This window comes from Microbacterium gilvum (genome assembly GCF_039543865.1).
Lineage (GTDB): Bacteria > Actinomycetota > Actinomycetes > Actinomycetales > Microbacteriaceae > Microbacterium > Microbacterium gilvum.
On record NZ_BAABKO010000002.1, the window covers coordinates 66071 to 80201 of the forward strand.

The 14131-nt window shown below is 70.7% G+C and carries 11 protein-coding genes; 4 read left to right on the top strand and 7 right to left on the bottom strand.

Annotated features, from left to right (window positions below; translation table 11 throughout):
• Positions 1 to 39: 39 nt before the first annotated feature.
• From ABD998_RS06145 to ABD998_RS06165, 5 genes are all read right to left on the bottom strand, one after another.
• Positions 40 to 1092 carry a DUF998 domain-containing protein gene (locus tag ABD998_RS06145; RefSeq protein WP_345437085.1) on the bottom strand — a complete coding sequence of 351 codons (1053 nt, stop codon included), beginning with the start codon at positions 1090 to 1092 and terminating at the stop codon, positions 40 to 42.
• Positions 1093 to 1143: 51 nt separating this feature from the next.
• Entirely contained in the window at positions 1144 to 3060 is a 1917-nt protein-coding gene (locus tag ABD998_RS06150; RefSeq protein WP_345437087.1) for a DEAD/DEAH box helicase, read from the bottom strand.
• 68 nt (positions 3061 to 3128) lie between these two features.
• Complete coding sequence (locus tag ABD998_RS06155) at positions 3129 to 4208, bottom strand: sialidase family protein (protein ID WP_345437089.1); 1080 nt, start codon at positions 4206 to 4208, stop codon at positions 3129 to 3131.
• The gene (locus tag ABD998_RS06160; protein ID WP_345437091.1) at positions 4205 to 5200 is read right to left on the bottom strand and encodes a glycoside hydrolase family 43 protein; all 996 of its coding nucleotides are present in this window, start codon (positions 5198 to 5200) and stop codon (positions 4205 to 4207) included. The genes ABD998_RS06155 and ABD998_RS06160 overlap by 4 nt, the downstream gene beginning before the upstream one ends.
• Positions 5197 to 6438 carry a family 1 glycosylhydrolase gene (locus ABD998_RS06165; protein ID WP_345437093.1) on the bottom strand — a complete coding sequence of 414 codons (1242 nt, stop codon included), beginning with the start codon at positions 6436 to 6438 and terminating at the stop codon, positions 5197 to 5199. The genes ABD998_RS06160 and ABD998_RS06165 overlap by 4 nt, the downstream gene beginning before the upstream one ends.
• 119 nt (positions 6439 to 6557) lie before the next feature.
• Here ABD998_RS06165 and ABD998_RS06170 point away from each other — a divergent pair, with 119 nt between their 5' ends.
• The 4 genes from ABD998_RS06170 (at position 6558) to ABD998_RS06185 (ending at position 10911) form a co-directional block, all read left to right on the top strand.
• A complete protein-coding gene (locus ABD998_RS06170) occupies positions 6558 to 7568 on the top strand; it encodes a LacI family DNA-binding transcriptional regulator (protein ID WP_345437095.1) in 1011 nt (336 codons plus the stop codon).
• 136 nt (positions 7569 to 7704) lie between these two features.
• Positions 7705 to 8973, top strand: coding sequence for an extracellular solute-binding protein (locus ABD998_RS06175; RefSeq protein WP_345437097.1), 1269 nt, complete (start codon positions 7705 to 7707; stop codon positions 8971 to 8973).
• 73 nt (positions 8974 to 9046) lie between these two features.
• A complete protein-coding gene (locus ABD998_RS06180; RefSeq protein WP_345437099.1) occupies positions 9047 to 10021 on the top strand; it encodes a carbohydrate ABC transporter permease in 975 nt (324 codons plus the stop codon).
• Complete coding sequence (locus ABD998_RS06185; protein ID WP_345437101.1) at positions 10018 to 10911, top strand: carbohydrate ABC transporter permease; 894 nt, start codon at positions 10018 to 10020, stop codon at positions 10909 to 10911. Before ABD998_RS06180 ends, ABD998_RS06185 begins: the two co-directional genes overlap by 4 nt.
• A gap of 213 nt (positions 10912 to 11124) precedes the next feature.
• On the opposite strand, the gene ABD998_RS06190 is transcribed toward ABD998_RS06185, so the two are convergent.
• Entirely contained in the window at positions 11125 to 12114 is a 990-nt protein-coding gene (locus ABD998_RS06190; RefSeq protein ID WP_345437103.1) for a hypothetical protein, read from the bottom strand.
• A 2-nt stretch (positions 12115 to 12116) separates the two neighbouring features.
• Entirely contained in the window at positions 12117 to 13958 is a 1842-nt protein-coding gene (locus ABD998_RS06195; RefSeq protein WP_345437105.1) for a substrate-binding and vWA domain-containing protein, read from the bottom strand.
• Positions 13959 to 14131 lie beyond the last annotated feature (173 nt).

Sequence of the window (14131 nt, forward strand, 5' to 3'; positions counted from 1 at the left end):
CGGCCGGCGCCACACCGGGGAGCCATCCGACGGAGCACGTCACCGAGCGCGAAGGTGCGCCCTGCCGGATGGCCTCGCCTCGTCTGGCGCGAGCGCCGCGAGCGTGCGCAGCAGGCTCGAGAGCCACACGAGCGCGAGCCCCGCGGCGACCGCCTCGAGCGCCGTGGCCGAGTAGATCGCGAGCGGACGCCACAGCAGGACAGCACCCGCGAGCCCGACGGCGACGCCGGCCGTCGTCCACCTGAGCGATCGGGGGCGCCCGGGCACGATCGCCGTGGTCGCGACCGCGACGACGGCGAGGAGGCCGAGCGCGGCGAATGCGCAGACGTTGTGCGCGGCCTCGGCGCGATGGAGGGGGAAGGCTCCGACGCCCGCGAGCGCCAGGCCGGCGAGAGCGAAGAGCACGACGACCCATCCGATGCGGCCGATCGCATCGTCGCCGAGGAGGCGGTGCAGGTCGCGGCCGACGTACGAGCCCAGCGTCGCGAGTAGCAATCCGGCGATGACGAGCGTGCCGTTGAACGCCCAGGCGCTGTCGCCAGCGCCGAGCTGCGAGAAGTTGCGCTCCCACCACCGCGGGTCGGTCGCGGTGAGCATCGAGAACAGCGTGCCGGCGACGACGAACGCGAAGAGCAGCGCCACGAGGTCGCGCGTGCGCAGCCGCATCCCGAGCGCGTAGGCCCCAGAGCCCGCCGCCGCCGAGGCGATGCCCGTCAGCAGCCCGCCGCCGACCGCGGGCACCTCGAGCCCGTCGAGCCCGGCGGCGAGCACCTCGCCCGCGCACAGCACGCCGAGCGCGCTCACGCCCGCCGTGGCGAGGCCGACGCAGACGTCGGACAGCCTCGACATGGCCGCCTGCCATCCGGGCATCGGCACGGTCTCGGCGTGGCGGTGGCGCACGGTGCTCACGGCGAAGGCGACGGCCGCCAGCACCGCCACGACGACCGCGGCCGGCACCCCGATCGACCCCTCGCCCGCGAGCGGGCGAGCGACGCCCCACAGCAGGGCGGTGCCGACGATCGTGCCGACCGCGAAGCCCGCCCAGCCCGCCGTCGTCACGGCGGCATCGTCTCGGAGCGCGTCGTCGGCCATCCCGCTCATCGAATCACGGATGGCCGACATGCGCCCGTCGCGGCGCTCCCGTCAGTGGCGGGGCTTGCGCGGCGGACGGTCGTCGCCGCGGTAGCCGCCCCGGTCGCCGTCGCGCGCGTCGCCGCGGCCGCCATCCCGGTCGCCTCGATAGCCCCCGCGACCGCCGCCGCGGTCGTCGCGGAACCCGCCGCGCCCTCCGCGGTCGTCGCGGAAGCCTCCGCGCCCGCCGTCGCGGTCGAACCGGCCGCCGCCGCGCGGGCCGCCCGTCGCGCGGAACGGCCGCGAGTCGGGCTTGATGTCGATGAGCTGCCCGCTGATGCGGGTGCCCGACAGGCGGTCGAGCGTCTCCGGGGAGAGGTCCGACGGCAGCTCGACGATCGAGAAGTCGGGGCGGATGTCGATGCGCCCGAAGTCGTCACGGCGCAGCCCGCCCTCGTTGGCGAGTGCTCCGACGATCTGGCGGGGCTCGACACGCTGCCGCTTGCCGACCTCGATGCGGTATGGCGACAGGCCGGGGCGGGGCCCGCGCTCCTCACGGGGCCCGCGGTCGCCGCGGTCGTCGCGGTCCTCGCGCGGCGCACGCGCCGGGCGCTCGCGCCGGGGCGGGTCGGGTGGCAGGAGCAGCGGCGTCTCGCCCTGAGACACGATCGCGAGCGCAGCGGCGACATCGCTCTCGACGACGTCATGGTGCGCGACGTAGTGCGCGATGATGTCGCGGAACTCGGCGATGCGCTCCTGGTCGGCGAGCGCGGCCGTGATCGCGTCGTCGAAGCGGCTGAGGCGCGTGACGTTGACGTCCTCTGCGGTGGGGATCTGCATCTCCGTGAGCGGCTGGCGCGTCGCGCGCTCGATGGCCGTCAGCAGCCGGCGCTCGCGCGGCGTGACGAAGCTGATCGCGTCGCCCGTGCGTCCGGCGCGGCCCGTCCGGCCGATGCGGTGGACGTACGACTCCGTGTCGATGGGGATGTCGTAGTTCACGACGTGCGTGATGCGCTCGACATCGAGGCCGCGCGCGGCGACGTCGGTCGCGACGAGGATGTCGAGCCTCCCCGACTTCAGCTGCTCGACCGTGCGCTCGCGCTGCGCCTGCGCGATGTCGCCGCTGATGGCCGCGGCGGTGTACCCGCGCGCCCGCAGCTTCTCGGCGAGCGTCTCGGTCTCGCTCTTCGTGCGGACGAAGACGATCATCCCGTCGAAGTTCTCGACCTCGAGGATGCGCGTGAGCGCGTCGACCTTCTGCGGGTACGACACCATGAGGTACCGCTGCGTGATGTTGGCCGAGGTGGTCGTCTTGCTCTTGACCGTGATCTCCTCGGGATCGTGCAGGTGCTGCTGCGAGATGCGGCGGATCTGCGCGGGCATCGTCGCCGAGAAGAGCGCGACCTGCTTGTCGTCGGGGGTGTCGGCGAGGATCGTCTCGACGTCCTCCGCGAAGCCCATCTTGAGCATCTCGTCGGCCTCGTCGAGCACGAGGAACTTCAGGTCCGACAGGTCGAGGGTGCCCTTGTCGAGATGGTCCATGACGCGGCCGGGCGTCCCGACGACGATGTTGACGCCGCGGCGCAGAGCCGACAGCTGCGTGCCGTAGCCCTGCCCGCCGTAGACGGGCAGCACGTGCACGCCCTTCATGCGCGCCGCGTACTTCTCGAACGCCTCGCACACCTGCAGGGCGAGCTCGCGCGTGGGGGCGAGCACGAGCGCCTGCGGCGTCTTCGCCGAGGTGTCGAGCTGGTCGAGGATGGGCAGCGCGAACGCCGCGGTCTTGCCCGTGCCCGTCTGCGCGACGCCGAGGACGTCGCGCCCGCCGAGGAGGAGGGGGATGGTCTGGGCCTGGATGGCCGAGGGCGTCTCGTAGCCGACGTCCTTCAGGGCGCGCAGGACGGCGTCGCCGAGCCCCAGATCGGCGAAGACGGGGGTGCTCTCGACCTCCGCCGCGACGGGCGTTTCGGACGACTCGGTTGATGCCATGCCTCAACGCTATGCCGCCGGGCGCGTTTCCGCCCCTTCCGCGCCCGGATCCGGGCGCGGCGAGTGCGTCACCAGGGGCTGGGGGCGACTCCGACGACGATGTCGTGGCTCCCTCGGGAGTTGCGCACGGTCGTCGCCTGCACCAGCTCGCCATCCGCGTTCTGGAGCACGGTCTGGCTGTAGCCGGAGCCCTCGTCGAGCGCGCGCTCAGCGGGGACGGGCAGGCCGAAGGCGCGCCATGGGCCGTCGTCGATGCGCACGAGCCCGCGGTCGACGGGCTCGCCCGCCGCGTCGAGCGCGAGGCGCCCGGTCGCGATGACGACGACCCGTCCTTCCGCGTCGACCCGCCACGTGATGTTGGGGGTGCCGGACGGCGCCGTGCCGTCGTCCGCGACGAGCCGCGTGCCGAGCGCGTCGGGGGCGCCCCAGTCCAGCCCGTCCGCCGACTCCAGCAGATGGATCGGCACCTCCCGCGGTCCGACGACCTCGATCACGGCACGCCGGCGGCCGTCGGGCATCTCCCCGGTCGAGACGAACATGCCGGGGCGCGAGAACCGGTCGCCCACGCCCGAGACGAGCTCGGCATCCGACCAGTGCACGCCGTCGACGCTCGCGCGCCGCGTGATGGCCTGCAGCATCCCGTCTGCCTTGCGCCGTTCGTCGGCGAGGAAGCAGACGAGCGAACCGCCGACGAGGTCGAGACACGGCTCCCAGACGGCCGTCGTCTCCGACGTCGGCCGCCAGTCGTACTCCGCCGGGCCTCCCGTGTCGACGACGGAGACGAACGACCAGGTCCGCGCATCCGCGCTCTCGTAGAGGACGATGTTCGTCTCGGAGCCGTCGGCGGGGAACGCGTTGCCCGCGAGGAGGAGCGTCCCCGCCGGCCTCCCGGCCCACGGGGCGGGAAGCTCGTACACGATCGGCTGGTACCGGTTGCCGGCGTGGAAGCGCACGTCCGCCACCTCCGAGACGAGCTCCCACGTGCGCCCTCCGTCGTCGCTGCGCCAGATCGGGAAGACCGCGCCCCAAGGGCCGCGCTCCCGGTAGATCTCTGCCGTGAGGAGGAGGGCGCCGCTCGTCAGCCGGGTCATCCGGGTGTAGAGCGGTCCCCGTTCCCCCTCCTCGCCGCGATGGAGCACGGTGCTCACGCGATCGCCTCGGCGCCCATCGGCCGCACGCGCCACGCCGCCGTCACCCTCGCCCGCTCGTCGGCGGTGATCGGGACGACCGATCCGTGGCGCAGGCGCGGCGGCAGCTGGTCGGCGGACAGGCGCCACGCGCCGGAGGCGAGGTCGTCGGCCTCGAAGACGCGGTAGCCCGTGCCCCCGCCGTAGGGCGGCCAGTCGACGAGCAGCAGCCAGGTCCGTCCGTCGAGCGCGCGCACGACGATGGGCCCCTCGCCGTGGGAGATGTCGTCGCCGCCGATGCCCTCGGCCAGCAGCTCCCATGCCGCGCCGATGCGTCCCTCGGTCCTCACGAGGGGGTCGACGCTGCGCTCCTGGAAGACGAGCATCGTGTCGGGCTGCTCGTCCTTCGTGAAGCGGTGGTAGACGCCTCCCTCGCGCACGAGGGTGGAGTCGATCGTGCCGTAGCCGTCGCCGCGGCGCACGTCGATCCAGACCTCCGCGGGGGTGAAGGTGCGGAAGTCGGTCGTCGTCGAGAGCATCATGCGGTTGTAGCTGCCCGCGACGGCGCGATCCTGACCGGGCTCGTAGAGGTTCGATGCCCAGTAGACGAGGTAGACGCCGAGTTCCTCGCTCCACAGCGACTCGGGCGCCCAGACATTGCCCGCCCGCTCGTCCATGACGGTCACGGCCCGCGGCCCCTCCCAGGCGACGAGGTCGTCAGACTCCCAGATCAGGATGTCGCGGCTGCCCGTCTCCTGCGCGCGGAGGAAGTCGCCGATCCCGTGCACCTTGAGATCGGTCGCGAGGATGACCCACGTGCCGTCCTGCCTGCGGAGGAGGAACGGGTCGCGCACCCCGCCCGTGCCGGTCTGCGAGACGAGCACGGGCTCGCCGTCGTTGACGAGATCCCACTCGGTCAGCGATGCTCCGCGGCTCACCGCGAAGTGCACCTGCTCCGCGCCGTCGCGGTCCTCTCCCGTGAAGTGGACGAAGAGGTAGGAGTCGTAGGTCATGCGGGGTCTCCTGCGTGGAAGCGGAATCGGTCGGCGACGGGGTTCGCCCGGCGGTCGAGACCGCCCGGCGTCTCGACGAGGTCGTAGAGCCCCATCGTGAGGAGCGACGCCTCGCGGGGCGTCTCGGCGTGGCGGTAGGTCCATTCGTACATGTCGAACAGCGGCCACCACGTGTAGCCCACGACCGGCACGCCCTGTTCGCGCAGCCGGCGCACCGCGGCGACGGAGGCGTCGAGCCACGCGACGCGCACCTCGGGGGCGTCCGTCACGCACGTCTCGGTGAGCATGACGGGGGCGCCGTAGCGATCGGCGTAGGTGCGGATGAGCTCTTCGAGCCCCTCGACGCCGCGATCGGCCGTGGGCCACGGGTCGACGAAGCCGCCGACGTGCACGACGCCCTCCTCCATGAGCTGCGTCGAGTGGCGCGGGTAGTAGTTGACGCCCATGACGTCGGGCCGCACGGCATTGTCGCGGAACCAGGCGAGCAGGGCGTCGTCGGCGCCCGACGCCCGCAGGCTCGCGTTCAGCGGATGGCCGTCGTCGACGGCCCCCGTGACGAGGTCCTCCGTGAGGAACGACTGGGCGCGCTGGAGCGCGACGAGATCGCGATGCCCGCCGTCGACATCCCCCGAGAAGAGGAGGGAGGCGTCGACGTGCACGAAGGTCGCGCGATCGCCGAGCACGTCGGCGATACCGCGCTGCGCGCGCACGAACCCCTCGGCGAGCGCGAGCGAGATGCGGTTGTACCCGTCTTCGCCGGACAGCTTCGGCGGCCAGTAGGCCGCCTCTCCGCAGAACCGCGCGTGGATCATCGGCTCGTTGACGGGCGTGTAGTCGACGACCGTGTCGGCATAGCGCTCGGCCGTGCGCACCGCGAAGTCGGCGAAGTGCCGCGGGAAGTCGGGGTGGGCGAACTCGCGCTCGATCCACAGCGGCGTGCCGTAGTGGAGCAGGTCGATGACGGGGCGCACACCCACCTCGCCGAAGCGGGCGATGACGGCGTCGACCCACGACCACTCCCACACGCCGGGCGCGGGATTGACGACATGCCATGGCACGCCCCACCGCAGGAACTCCGCGCCGACGCCCGCGGCGAGCCCGAGGTCTTCGTGCCAGCGGTCGTAGTGCTCGGTCAGCGCGTACTCGTCGAGCGCGCGCTCGCCCGGACCGGACTGGGGAATGAAGGTGTCCTCGATCCCCAGACCGAAATGCAGGCGGCCGTCGTCGTACCAGCGCATGAGGCATCCTTTACATCGTTGTACCAGAGGCACGGTACCCAGGTGCGCCGTCGGCGTCAAGATGGTTCTATATCGTTGTAGAAGCGCATCGCCGTCGATGCGCGCCGACAGGGGGTCCCATGCCAGCCACCATGCGCGACGTCGCCGAGCTCGCCGGGGTGTCCGTGAAGACGGTCTCCAACGTCATCAACGGCTACCCGTACATCAAGGGCGCCACGCGCGAACGGGTCGAGACCGCGATCGCGCAGCTCTCCTACGAGGTGAACGTCACTGCGCGCAATCTGAGGCGCGGCAGCACCGGCGTGATCGGACTGGCCCTGCCCGAGCTCTCCCTGCCCTACTTCGCCGAGCTCGCCGACTCCGTGATGGACGCGGGTCATCGAGCGGGTCTCACCGTCGTCATCGAGCGGACGCGCGGCGACCGCGACGAGGAGCTGGCCGTCCTCACGAGCACCTGGAGGTCGTCGACCGACGGCCTCCTCTTCAGCCCGCTGGGGATGACGCCGGACGACGAGCCGCTCATCCCCGACGGCGCGCCGATCGTGCTGCTCGGCGAGCGCGTGTTCAGCCCGCGGTTCGACCACGTCACGATGGACAACATCGAGGGCGCCCGCGCCGCCACCGCGCGCCTCATCGCACTCGGCCGCCGGAGGATCGCGGCGATCGGGGTCCATCCCGGCGAGGCGATGGGCTCGGCGGCCCTGCGCTTCGCGGGGTACCGTGCGGCGCTCGCGGAGGCCGGCATCCCCGACGATCCCCGCCTGCACGGGGCGACGCAGCTCTGGCACCGCCCGTCGGGCGCCGCAGCCATGGCGTCGGTGCTCGACCGCGGCGTCGCGCCGGACGCGGTCGTCGCGTTCAACGACGCCCTCGGCCTCGGCGCGATGCACGAGCTCCAGCTGCGCGGCTACGAGATCCCCCGCGACGTCCTGCTGATCGGGTTCGACGACATCGAGGAGACGCGGTATGCGCGTCCGACCATGAGCTCGGTCGATCCGGGACGGGAGTTCATCGCCGACACGGCCGTGCGCCTGCTGCGCGAGCGGATCGCCGGAGGGACGGCGCGCACTCCGAGGCTCGTGACGGCGCCGCACCGCGTCGTCGACCGGGCATCGACGACCCTGGGCTGATTCATCGGAGGACGGCCCTTGCGGGCCGTTCTACATCGATGTATCTTCACTTCCGGTAGGCATCTACAACGATGTAGGAATCCTGGCGGAACACCCGTCGACTCCAGGACGACTGCACGCGATCAAGGAGGATCCCATGCACCGAAGGGTCAGGCTCACAGCTGCCGTCGCCCTCGCGGCCACCGTGCCGCTCGCTCTCGCCGGCTGCGGCGGCGGCACGAGCGGAGGCGCGACGACGAACGAGTCGGGCGCGACCGAGCTCACCATGTGGCACGGCTACACCGAGGCCGACGGCGAGGTGCTGCAGAGCATCGTCGACGGCTTCAACGACTCGCAGGATGAGTGGCACATCTCGACGGAGGCCATCGCCTGGACGAGCATCTCGGAGAAGCTCGTGTCGTCGCTCAGCGCGAAGAACGGCCCGAACCTCGTCGTCCAGGGCGTCGACACCGGACTCGGCTACTCCGAGCAGGGCGCGTTCCAGTCCATCCAGGCGTACTACGACGACGACTCGTACGAGAACACCGACGTGTTCTATCCGCAGCTCCTCGACCAGGTGAACTTCGACGGCGAGCTGTACGGCAACCCCATGGGGACGACGGCCTTCGCCGTCTACTACAACGCCGATCTGTGGGAGGCCGCCGGCCTGACCGACGCCGACTTCCCCACCACCATCGACGAGCTGATCGAGCTCGCGAAGAAGCTGACGATCGACGAGAACGGCGACGGCGAGCCCGAGCAGTACGGCTTCGCGCTCCCCGACCAGGACGCGGGCGTGCTCTCGACGCTGCTGCACTCGGGCGGCGGCGACTTCATCACCGACGGCGTCAACCACCTCGATTCCCCGGAGAACGTCGAGACGCTCGAGAAGTGGCAGTCGGCGTTCGTCGACGACCACATCAGCCCGGCGGGGATGACCTCGACCGACGCCATGGAGCTGTTCGGTTCCGGCCGCGCGGCGCTCATCCTCAACGGGCCGTGGGAGATCACCTCGGCGGAGAGCTTCGGCGTCACCCCGGGCATCTTCCAATGGCCCGGAGACTGGGTGGCGGGCGTCGCGAACTACTGGTACGCGACGAGCATGAACGACACCGACGAGGAGACCGCAGGCATCTACGCGTTCTTCGACTGGTGGAACTCGCACGAGAACCAGGTGGAGTGGACGAAGTCGTACTACCCGCCGAACCGCACCGATGTGACGGAGGACGAGTTCTTCGATCCGATCGTGGCCACGCTCTCGGGCTTCTCCGACCAGGCGCACTACTACGCCACGGGCATCTCGACGACCGTGACCGACATCACGGCCGAGACCGACTCGATGACGACGCAGATCATGCAGGGCGGCGATGTCGCGCAGCTGCTCTCCGAGACGTCCGCGAAGGTCGACGGCTACCTCGGCGACTGAGCGCCCGCCCCTCCTCCGATCGCCGGAGCCGCCGTCCCCGACGGCGGCTCCGGCCCCGAGAAACGGATTCCGGATGTCCGCATCGACACTCGAGACGAAGGCCGTGACGACCACCCGGCGCCGCGGCTACCGGCCGCCGCCCCAGCTCGGCGGCCGCCGCCGCGGCAACGTCATCGCGCGCCGCAGGAACCTCAGCGCGTTCCTCTTCCTGCTCCCCGGCAGCCTCGTGCTGCTCCTGTTCGTCTTCTACCCGACTCTCACGACGCTCAGCGTGTCGTTCACGGACGCGTCGGGCCTCAACATCCCGCAGTTCATCGGCCTCGAGAACTACGTCAAGGCGTTCACCGACCCCGACTCGCTCAACGCGATGTGGAACACGATCGTCTACGCCGTGTTCTACGCGCCGCTCGTCATCATCGCGGCGCTCGCGCTCGCTCTCCTGCTCAACCGCAAGGACCTGCCGTTCCGGAGCTTCCTGCGCACCATCATCTTCTTGCCGTTCATCATCTCGATGGCGGTGTCGGCCCTGGCATGGACGTTCCTGATCGATCCGAACACGGGGCTCATCCCCTACTGGTTCTCGCTCATCGGCATCCAGCTGCCCGATGTGCTCCAGAGCACCACGTGGGCGATGCCCACGGTCGTGCTCGTCGCCGTCTGGAAGAACTTCGGCTACTTCATGGTCATCTTCATCGCCGGCCTGCAGGGCATCTCCGGCGAGCTGTACGAGGCGGCGAAGATCGACGGCGCGAACGCCTGGAGCCGTTTCCTCCATGTGACGCTGCCGGGGCTGCGCAGCACCATGACGTACATCATCATCCTCGCCGCCAACGGCGCGTTCCAGACGTTCGACCAGATCTACGTCATGACGCAGGGCGGCCCCCAGCGCATGACGGAGACCCTCGTCTACCGCATCTACACGGAGGGCTTCACGGGCTTCCGCCAGGGCTATGCGGCGTCGCTGTCGTTCATCCTCATGCTCATCACGATGACGGTGGGCGTCATCCAGCTCATCATCAACGCCCGGCAGGAGAAGGATCTGCGATGACCAGCGCGCTCGTCACCACAGGGCGCCCGGCTCCGGCCGGGCGCGGGATCGGCGTCGGCGCACTGCGCCACCGCACCGGCCAGCTGCTCGCGATCGCCGTGTGCCTGCTCGCGGCGCTCGTCTGCGCGTTCCCCATCCTCATCGTCCTCATCACGGCGTTCACGCCGTCGAACGAGACGCTCAGCTACCCGCCGACGCTGCTCCCCGACGCGTGGACGCTCGACAACTTCGCCGAGGTCTTCCGCCGGCTCCCCGTGTGGGATCAGCTGCAGAACACGATCGTCATGTCGATCGGCGTGACCGTGCTCTCCCTCCTCCTCGACTCCGCGGCGGCGTACGCGCTCGCGTGCATCGACTTCCGCGGTCGCGGGCTGCTGCTGGGCGTGTTCATCGCGACCATGATGGTCCCGTTCCAGGCGCTCCTCATCCCGCTGTACCAGATGCTGTCGGAATGGGGGCTCATCGGCACCATGGTGGGGCTCATCATCCCGCGCGCGTCGGATGTGGCCGGCATCTTCCTGCTGCGGCAGTTCTTCGTGATGATCCCGCGCGACCTCGACAACGCCGCCCGCATCGACGGCGCGAGCGAGTTCCGCATCTACTGGAGCATCATCCTGCCGAACGCGACGGCGGGTCTGCTGACGCTCGGCCTGTTCAACTTCATCGGCAACTGGAACGACATGATCTGGCCGATGATCATGACGAACGCCGCGGAGGACCGCACGCTCGTGGCGGGGCTGGCGCTCCTCAACGGCACGGCGCAGGGCGTCATCCCCTACGGCGTGAGCATGGCGGGTGCGCTCATCTCGGTGGTGCCCATCGTCATCGTGTTCGCGATCGTGCAGAAGCGGTTCATCGAGGGCATCGCGTCCTCGGGAATCAAGGGCTGACCGGGCAGCGCCGCCCGTCGGTCCCCGAACCCCCATCCGTGTGCCGAACGCACATCGGATTCAGCGCATTCGGGTGGCTTCTCGTCCAACGGATATCCGTTTGACGAGAAGCCACCCGAATGCGTGACAGGGGATGGGCTCTCGGCACCCGGATGGCCGCTCGCGAGGCCCGGGCGGCACCGGGGCCGGGGCAGGGGCAGCACCGGGGGCGGGTCAGCCCTCGCCGGAGCTGCGCTTGAACTCGCGCTCCCAGTCGCGCAGCTCGGCGCGGCCGACGAGCGAGTCGAGCGACACCTGGAAGAGGAGTCCCCTGCGGGCGTTCACCTGCTTGATGTTGTCGACGATCTGCGTCGACACGGCGGCGAGGGCGTCGCGCACCTCGGCGATGCGCTGGTCGGGGTCGTCCCACAGCTCGGGATGCACGATGAGGTCGAGCAGGTAGTCGCGCTCGAGCGCCGCCGAGAGCCGGGCGAGCTTGTCGGCGTACTCCCCCTCCGCCAGCACGACCTGATCGCGCCCCGCCTTCGCGTCGAGCCGGGCGAACAGCTGCTCGGTGTTCGAGACGAGGCCGTCGATCGCGAAGGTCGTCTCGGCCGCGACCCGGTTCCCTCCGAGCCGGGCGTAGTCCCCGCGCAGCGCGCGCAGGCGGTCGAGCCGCGAGCGGATGGCCGCGGGCACCTGGCCGCTCGCCGTTGCGGACGATCGGCGACGACGTCTCATGAGGAGCGCGACGCCGGCCGCGGCCGCCGCGACGAGGACCACGCCCCCGATGACCGGCAGCGGCCACCCGATGCCGTCGGAACCGCCCACGTCGCCGGTCGGCAGAGCCTCGGCGATGCCCTGCACCGTCTCGATGAGCGCCGCCTGCGTGTCGTCGCCTGCCGCCGACTCTGCCTCGTTCGCGATGCGCAGCGCCTCGTCGCCGTCGATCGCGACGGAGTCGGCCTGCACGTCGGAGCCCACCGCCAGGACGACCGTGTCGTAGCCCGCCTGGCGGGTGAGGGTGTCGAGAAGCTGCAGGTCGTATTGGAGCTCGAGGCCCGCGTCAGCGGGCAGCACGACGACGGCGATCGAGCCGTCCTGCGGCACGACCTGCGACATCGCGCTCTCGTAGTCGGCCGCACCCGGCACGTCCGGCGAGACGTAGACGCCGTCGCCCTGGATGCCGGCGACGGCATCGTCGACGTAGTCGGCCGCGCTCATCGTCAGAAGTTGTTGATGACGGAGGCGAACACGAGGTCGATGCGCTCCGCGTCGGAGGCGTCGAAGAGCTGCCCGCCCGTCGCATCGGCGATGCGCTGCAGCGCCGTCTGGTCGGCGGCCTCGCTGTACGCGATCGGGAAGATGCGGACGAGCGTCTCGTCGCCTCCCTCCGTCGCGTCCTCGCCGATGCGGGCGATGAGCGAGTCGAGCGAGGTCGCGGAGTCGGTGTCCTCGCCGTCGGACAGCACGACGATCGCGTTGATGCGGCCGGGCTCGGCCCTGGCCGTCATCTCCTCGTAGGCGGCGAGGATCGAGTCGTACAGCGGCGTGCCGCTGCGCTGCGCGTACCGCAGATCGTCGAGCGAGGAGTCGAGCGACTCCCGATCGGACCCGAGCGCCGTGACATCGCGGATGACCGTGAGGTTCTCGCCCGCCTCCGACGAGACTCCCGTCGTGAAGGCCCACACGCCGATCTCGTCGGTGGAGCGGAAGTGGTCGAGCGTCGACTGCGCGCCTTCGATCGCCCCGTCGAGGCGCGACCGCCCGTCGCCGATCTCCTCGTCCATCGAGGCGGAGATGTCGATGAGCTCCATGACCGACGAGGGCTTGCGCACCTGCGTCCACTGGTCGATCGCGGTCGAGATGACCCCGACCTCGGGCTTCGGCAGCGTGACGGCGGGGAGCGCGGGGTCGACACCGTACTCGGCCGTGAAGAGGTCGCCGAGCGGCACGGACTCGTCGAGCGGACGGAACCCGTAGTCGGGCAGGACGGCCTGCGCCGCCGGCGTCTGCAGGAACGCGGCGAACGCCTCTCCCGCGACGCGCTGCTCGTCGGTGACCCAGTCGGCGCCGAGCACCGTGACGGGGTTGTCCGACCACATCGACCCGCCTGCGGGGTAGATCGCGACGAGCTTCGTCTTCGGCGGCGTGAGGGTCTCGCCGGGCTGCACGGTGTGCGAGTCGGGGTTGCCCTGGTTGTAGTTGAGCAGCGACGTCTCCTCGAGGGCGACCGCCGAGACGTAGCCGGATCCGCTCGCGCCGTTCTGCGTCTCGTCGTACAGGGTCGAGAGGACGTTGCCCGTCGTGTCGCCGTAGTGGATGACGCACTCCTCGAAGACGCGCGAGAACTCCGCCGCCGCGTCGACGTCGGCCGTCGTGAGCCCCTCGGTCTTGCCCGCCGCCTCGTACGACTGCATGAGGATGGCCGACAGGCCCGTCGTGGACGTGTTCGGGTTGGTCTTCGAGATCTTGAACGAGCCCCACACGTCCTTGCCGACGCTGCCCCAGCCGTCGGGGTTCTGGCAGAGCTCGGCGAAGTCGGTGATGCTGGGCTGGACGTCGGGCCAGCCGAGGGCCTCGGCCATGGGCTGCGGCATGCCGAACACGACCGGCGTGCGGGTGAACGACGCCGGCTCGCCGACGAGGTTCGCCGAGGCGGCGGCCGCGACGCGGTCGGTCCACACCGTGGACGCGGGCGACCACAGCGTGGGCCACAGCGACTCGTCGGACGTCGGCCAGTCCTCGCCCGAGGTGAGGTAGCGGGCGGCGTTGCCCGACGAGACGTTGATGGGGCGCACGGTGGCGCACGTGTCGAGCCCCTCGTGCTCCGGCGACTCCTTGAACGCCTCGGCGAGCGCGTCGAGCATGTTGACCTTCTCGGACGACGTCGCGATCGTGACGTGGGTGCACCCGTCGTCGGGGAAGCCCTGTCCCCCGTCGGCCGTCGTGCCGCTGTCTCCGCCTCCCGTGCACGCGGCGAGCGCGAGCCCCGAGGCGGCCGCGAGCGCGACGGCGGCGATGCCGCGATGGGCGGTGGACCGGTGGCGAGCGCTGCGGGCGTCCATGCCGCCAGACTACCGACATGCCGCGGCGCGCGCCCGGCTCCGATGCGCGGATGCGGTGACAAGAAGCAGATTTCGGAGCCCATGGTGCGCTCGGGGGCAAAACAGGGTCTTTGTCCCCCAAATGGCGGACAAAGACCCTGCTCGCTCATGCGGTTAGGTTCGACTCACCGCGA

Coding starts and splice junctions, on each gene's coding strand:
- ABD998_RS06145 (WP_345437085.1), bottom strand. CDS start 1,092: ATGGCCGACGACGCGCTCCGAGACGATGCCGCCGTGACGACGGCGGGC.
- ABD998_RS06150 (WP_345437087.1), bottom strand. CDS start 3,060: ATGGCATCAACCGAGTCGTCCGAAACGCCCGTCGCGGCGGAGGTCGAG.
- ABD998_RS06160 (WP_345437091.1), bottom strand. CDS start 5,200: ATGACCTACGACTCCTACCTCTTCGTCCACTTCACGGGAGAGGACCGC.
- ABD998_RS06165 (WP_345437093.1), bottom strand. CDS start 6,438: ATGCGCTGGTACGACGACGGCCGCCTGCATTTCGGTCTGGGGATCGAG.
- ABD998_RS06170 (WP_345437095.1), top strand. CDS start 6,558: ATGCCAGCCACCATGCGCGACGTCGCCGAGCTCGCCGGGGTGTCCGTG.
- ABD998_RS06175 (WP_345437097.1), top strand. CDS start 7,705: ATGCACCGAAGGGTCAGGCTCACAGCTGCCGTCGCCCTCGCGGCCACC.
- ABD998_RS06180 (WP_345437099.1), top strand. CDS start 9,047: ATGTCCGCATCGACACTCGAGACGAAGGCCGTGACGACCACCCGGCGC.
- ABD998_RS06185 (WP_345437101.1), top strand. CDS start 10,018: ATGACCAGCGCGCTCGTCACCACAGGGCGCCCGGCTCCGGCCGGGCGC.
- ABD998_RS06190 (WP_345437103.1), bottom strand. CDS start 12,114: ATGAGCGCGGCCGACTACGTCGACGATGCCGTCGCCGGCATCCAGGGC.
- ABD998_RS06195 (WP_345437105.1), bottom strand. CDS start 13,958: ATGGACGCCCGCAGCGCTCGCCACCGGTCCACCGCCCATCGCGGCATC.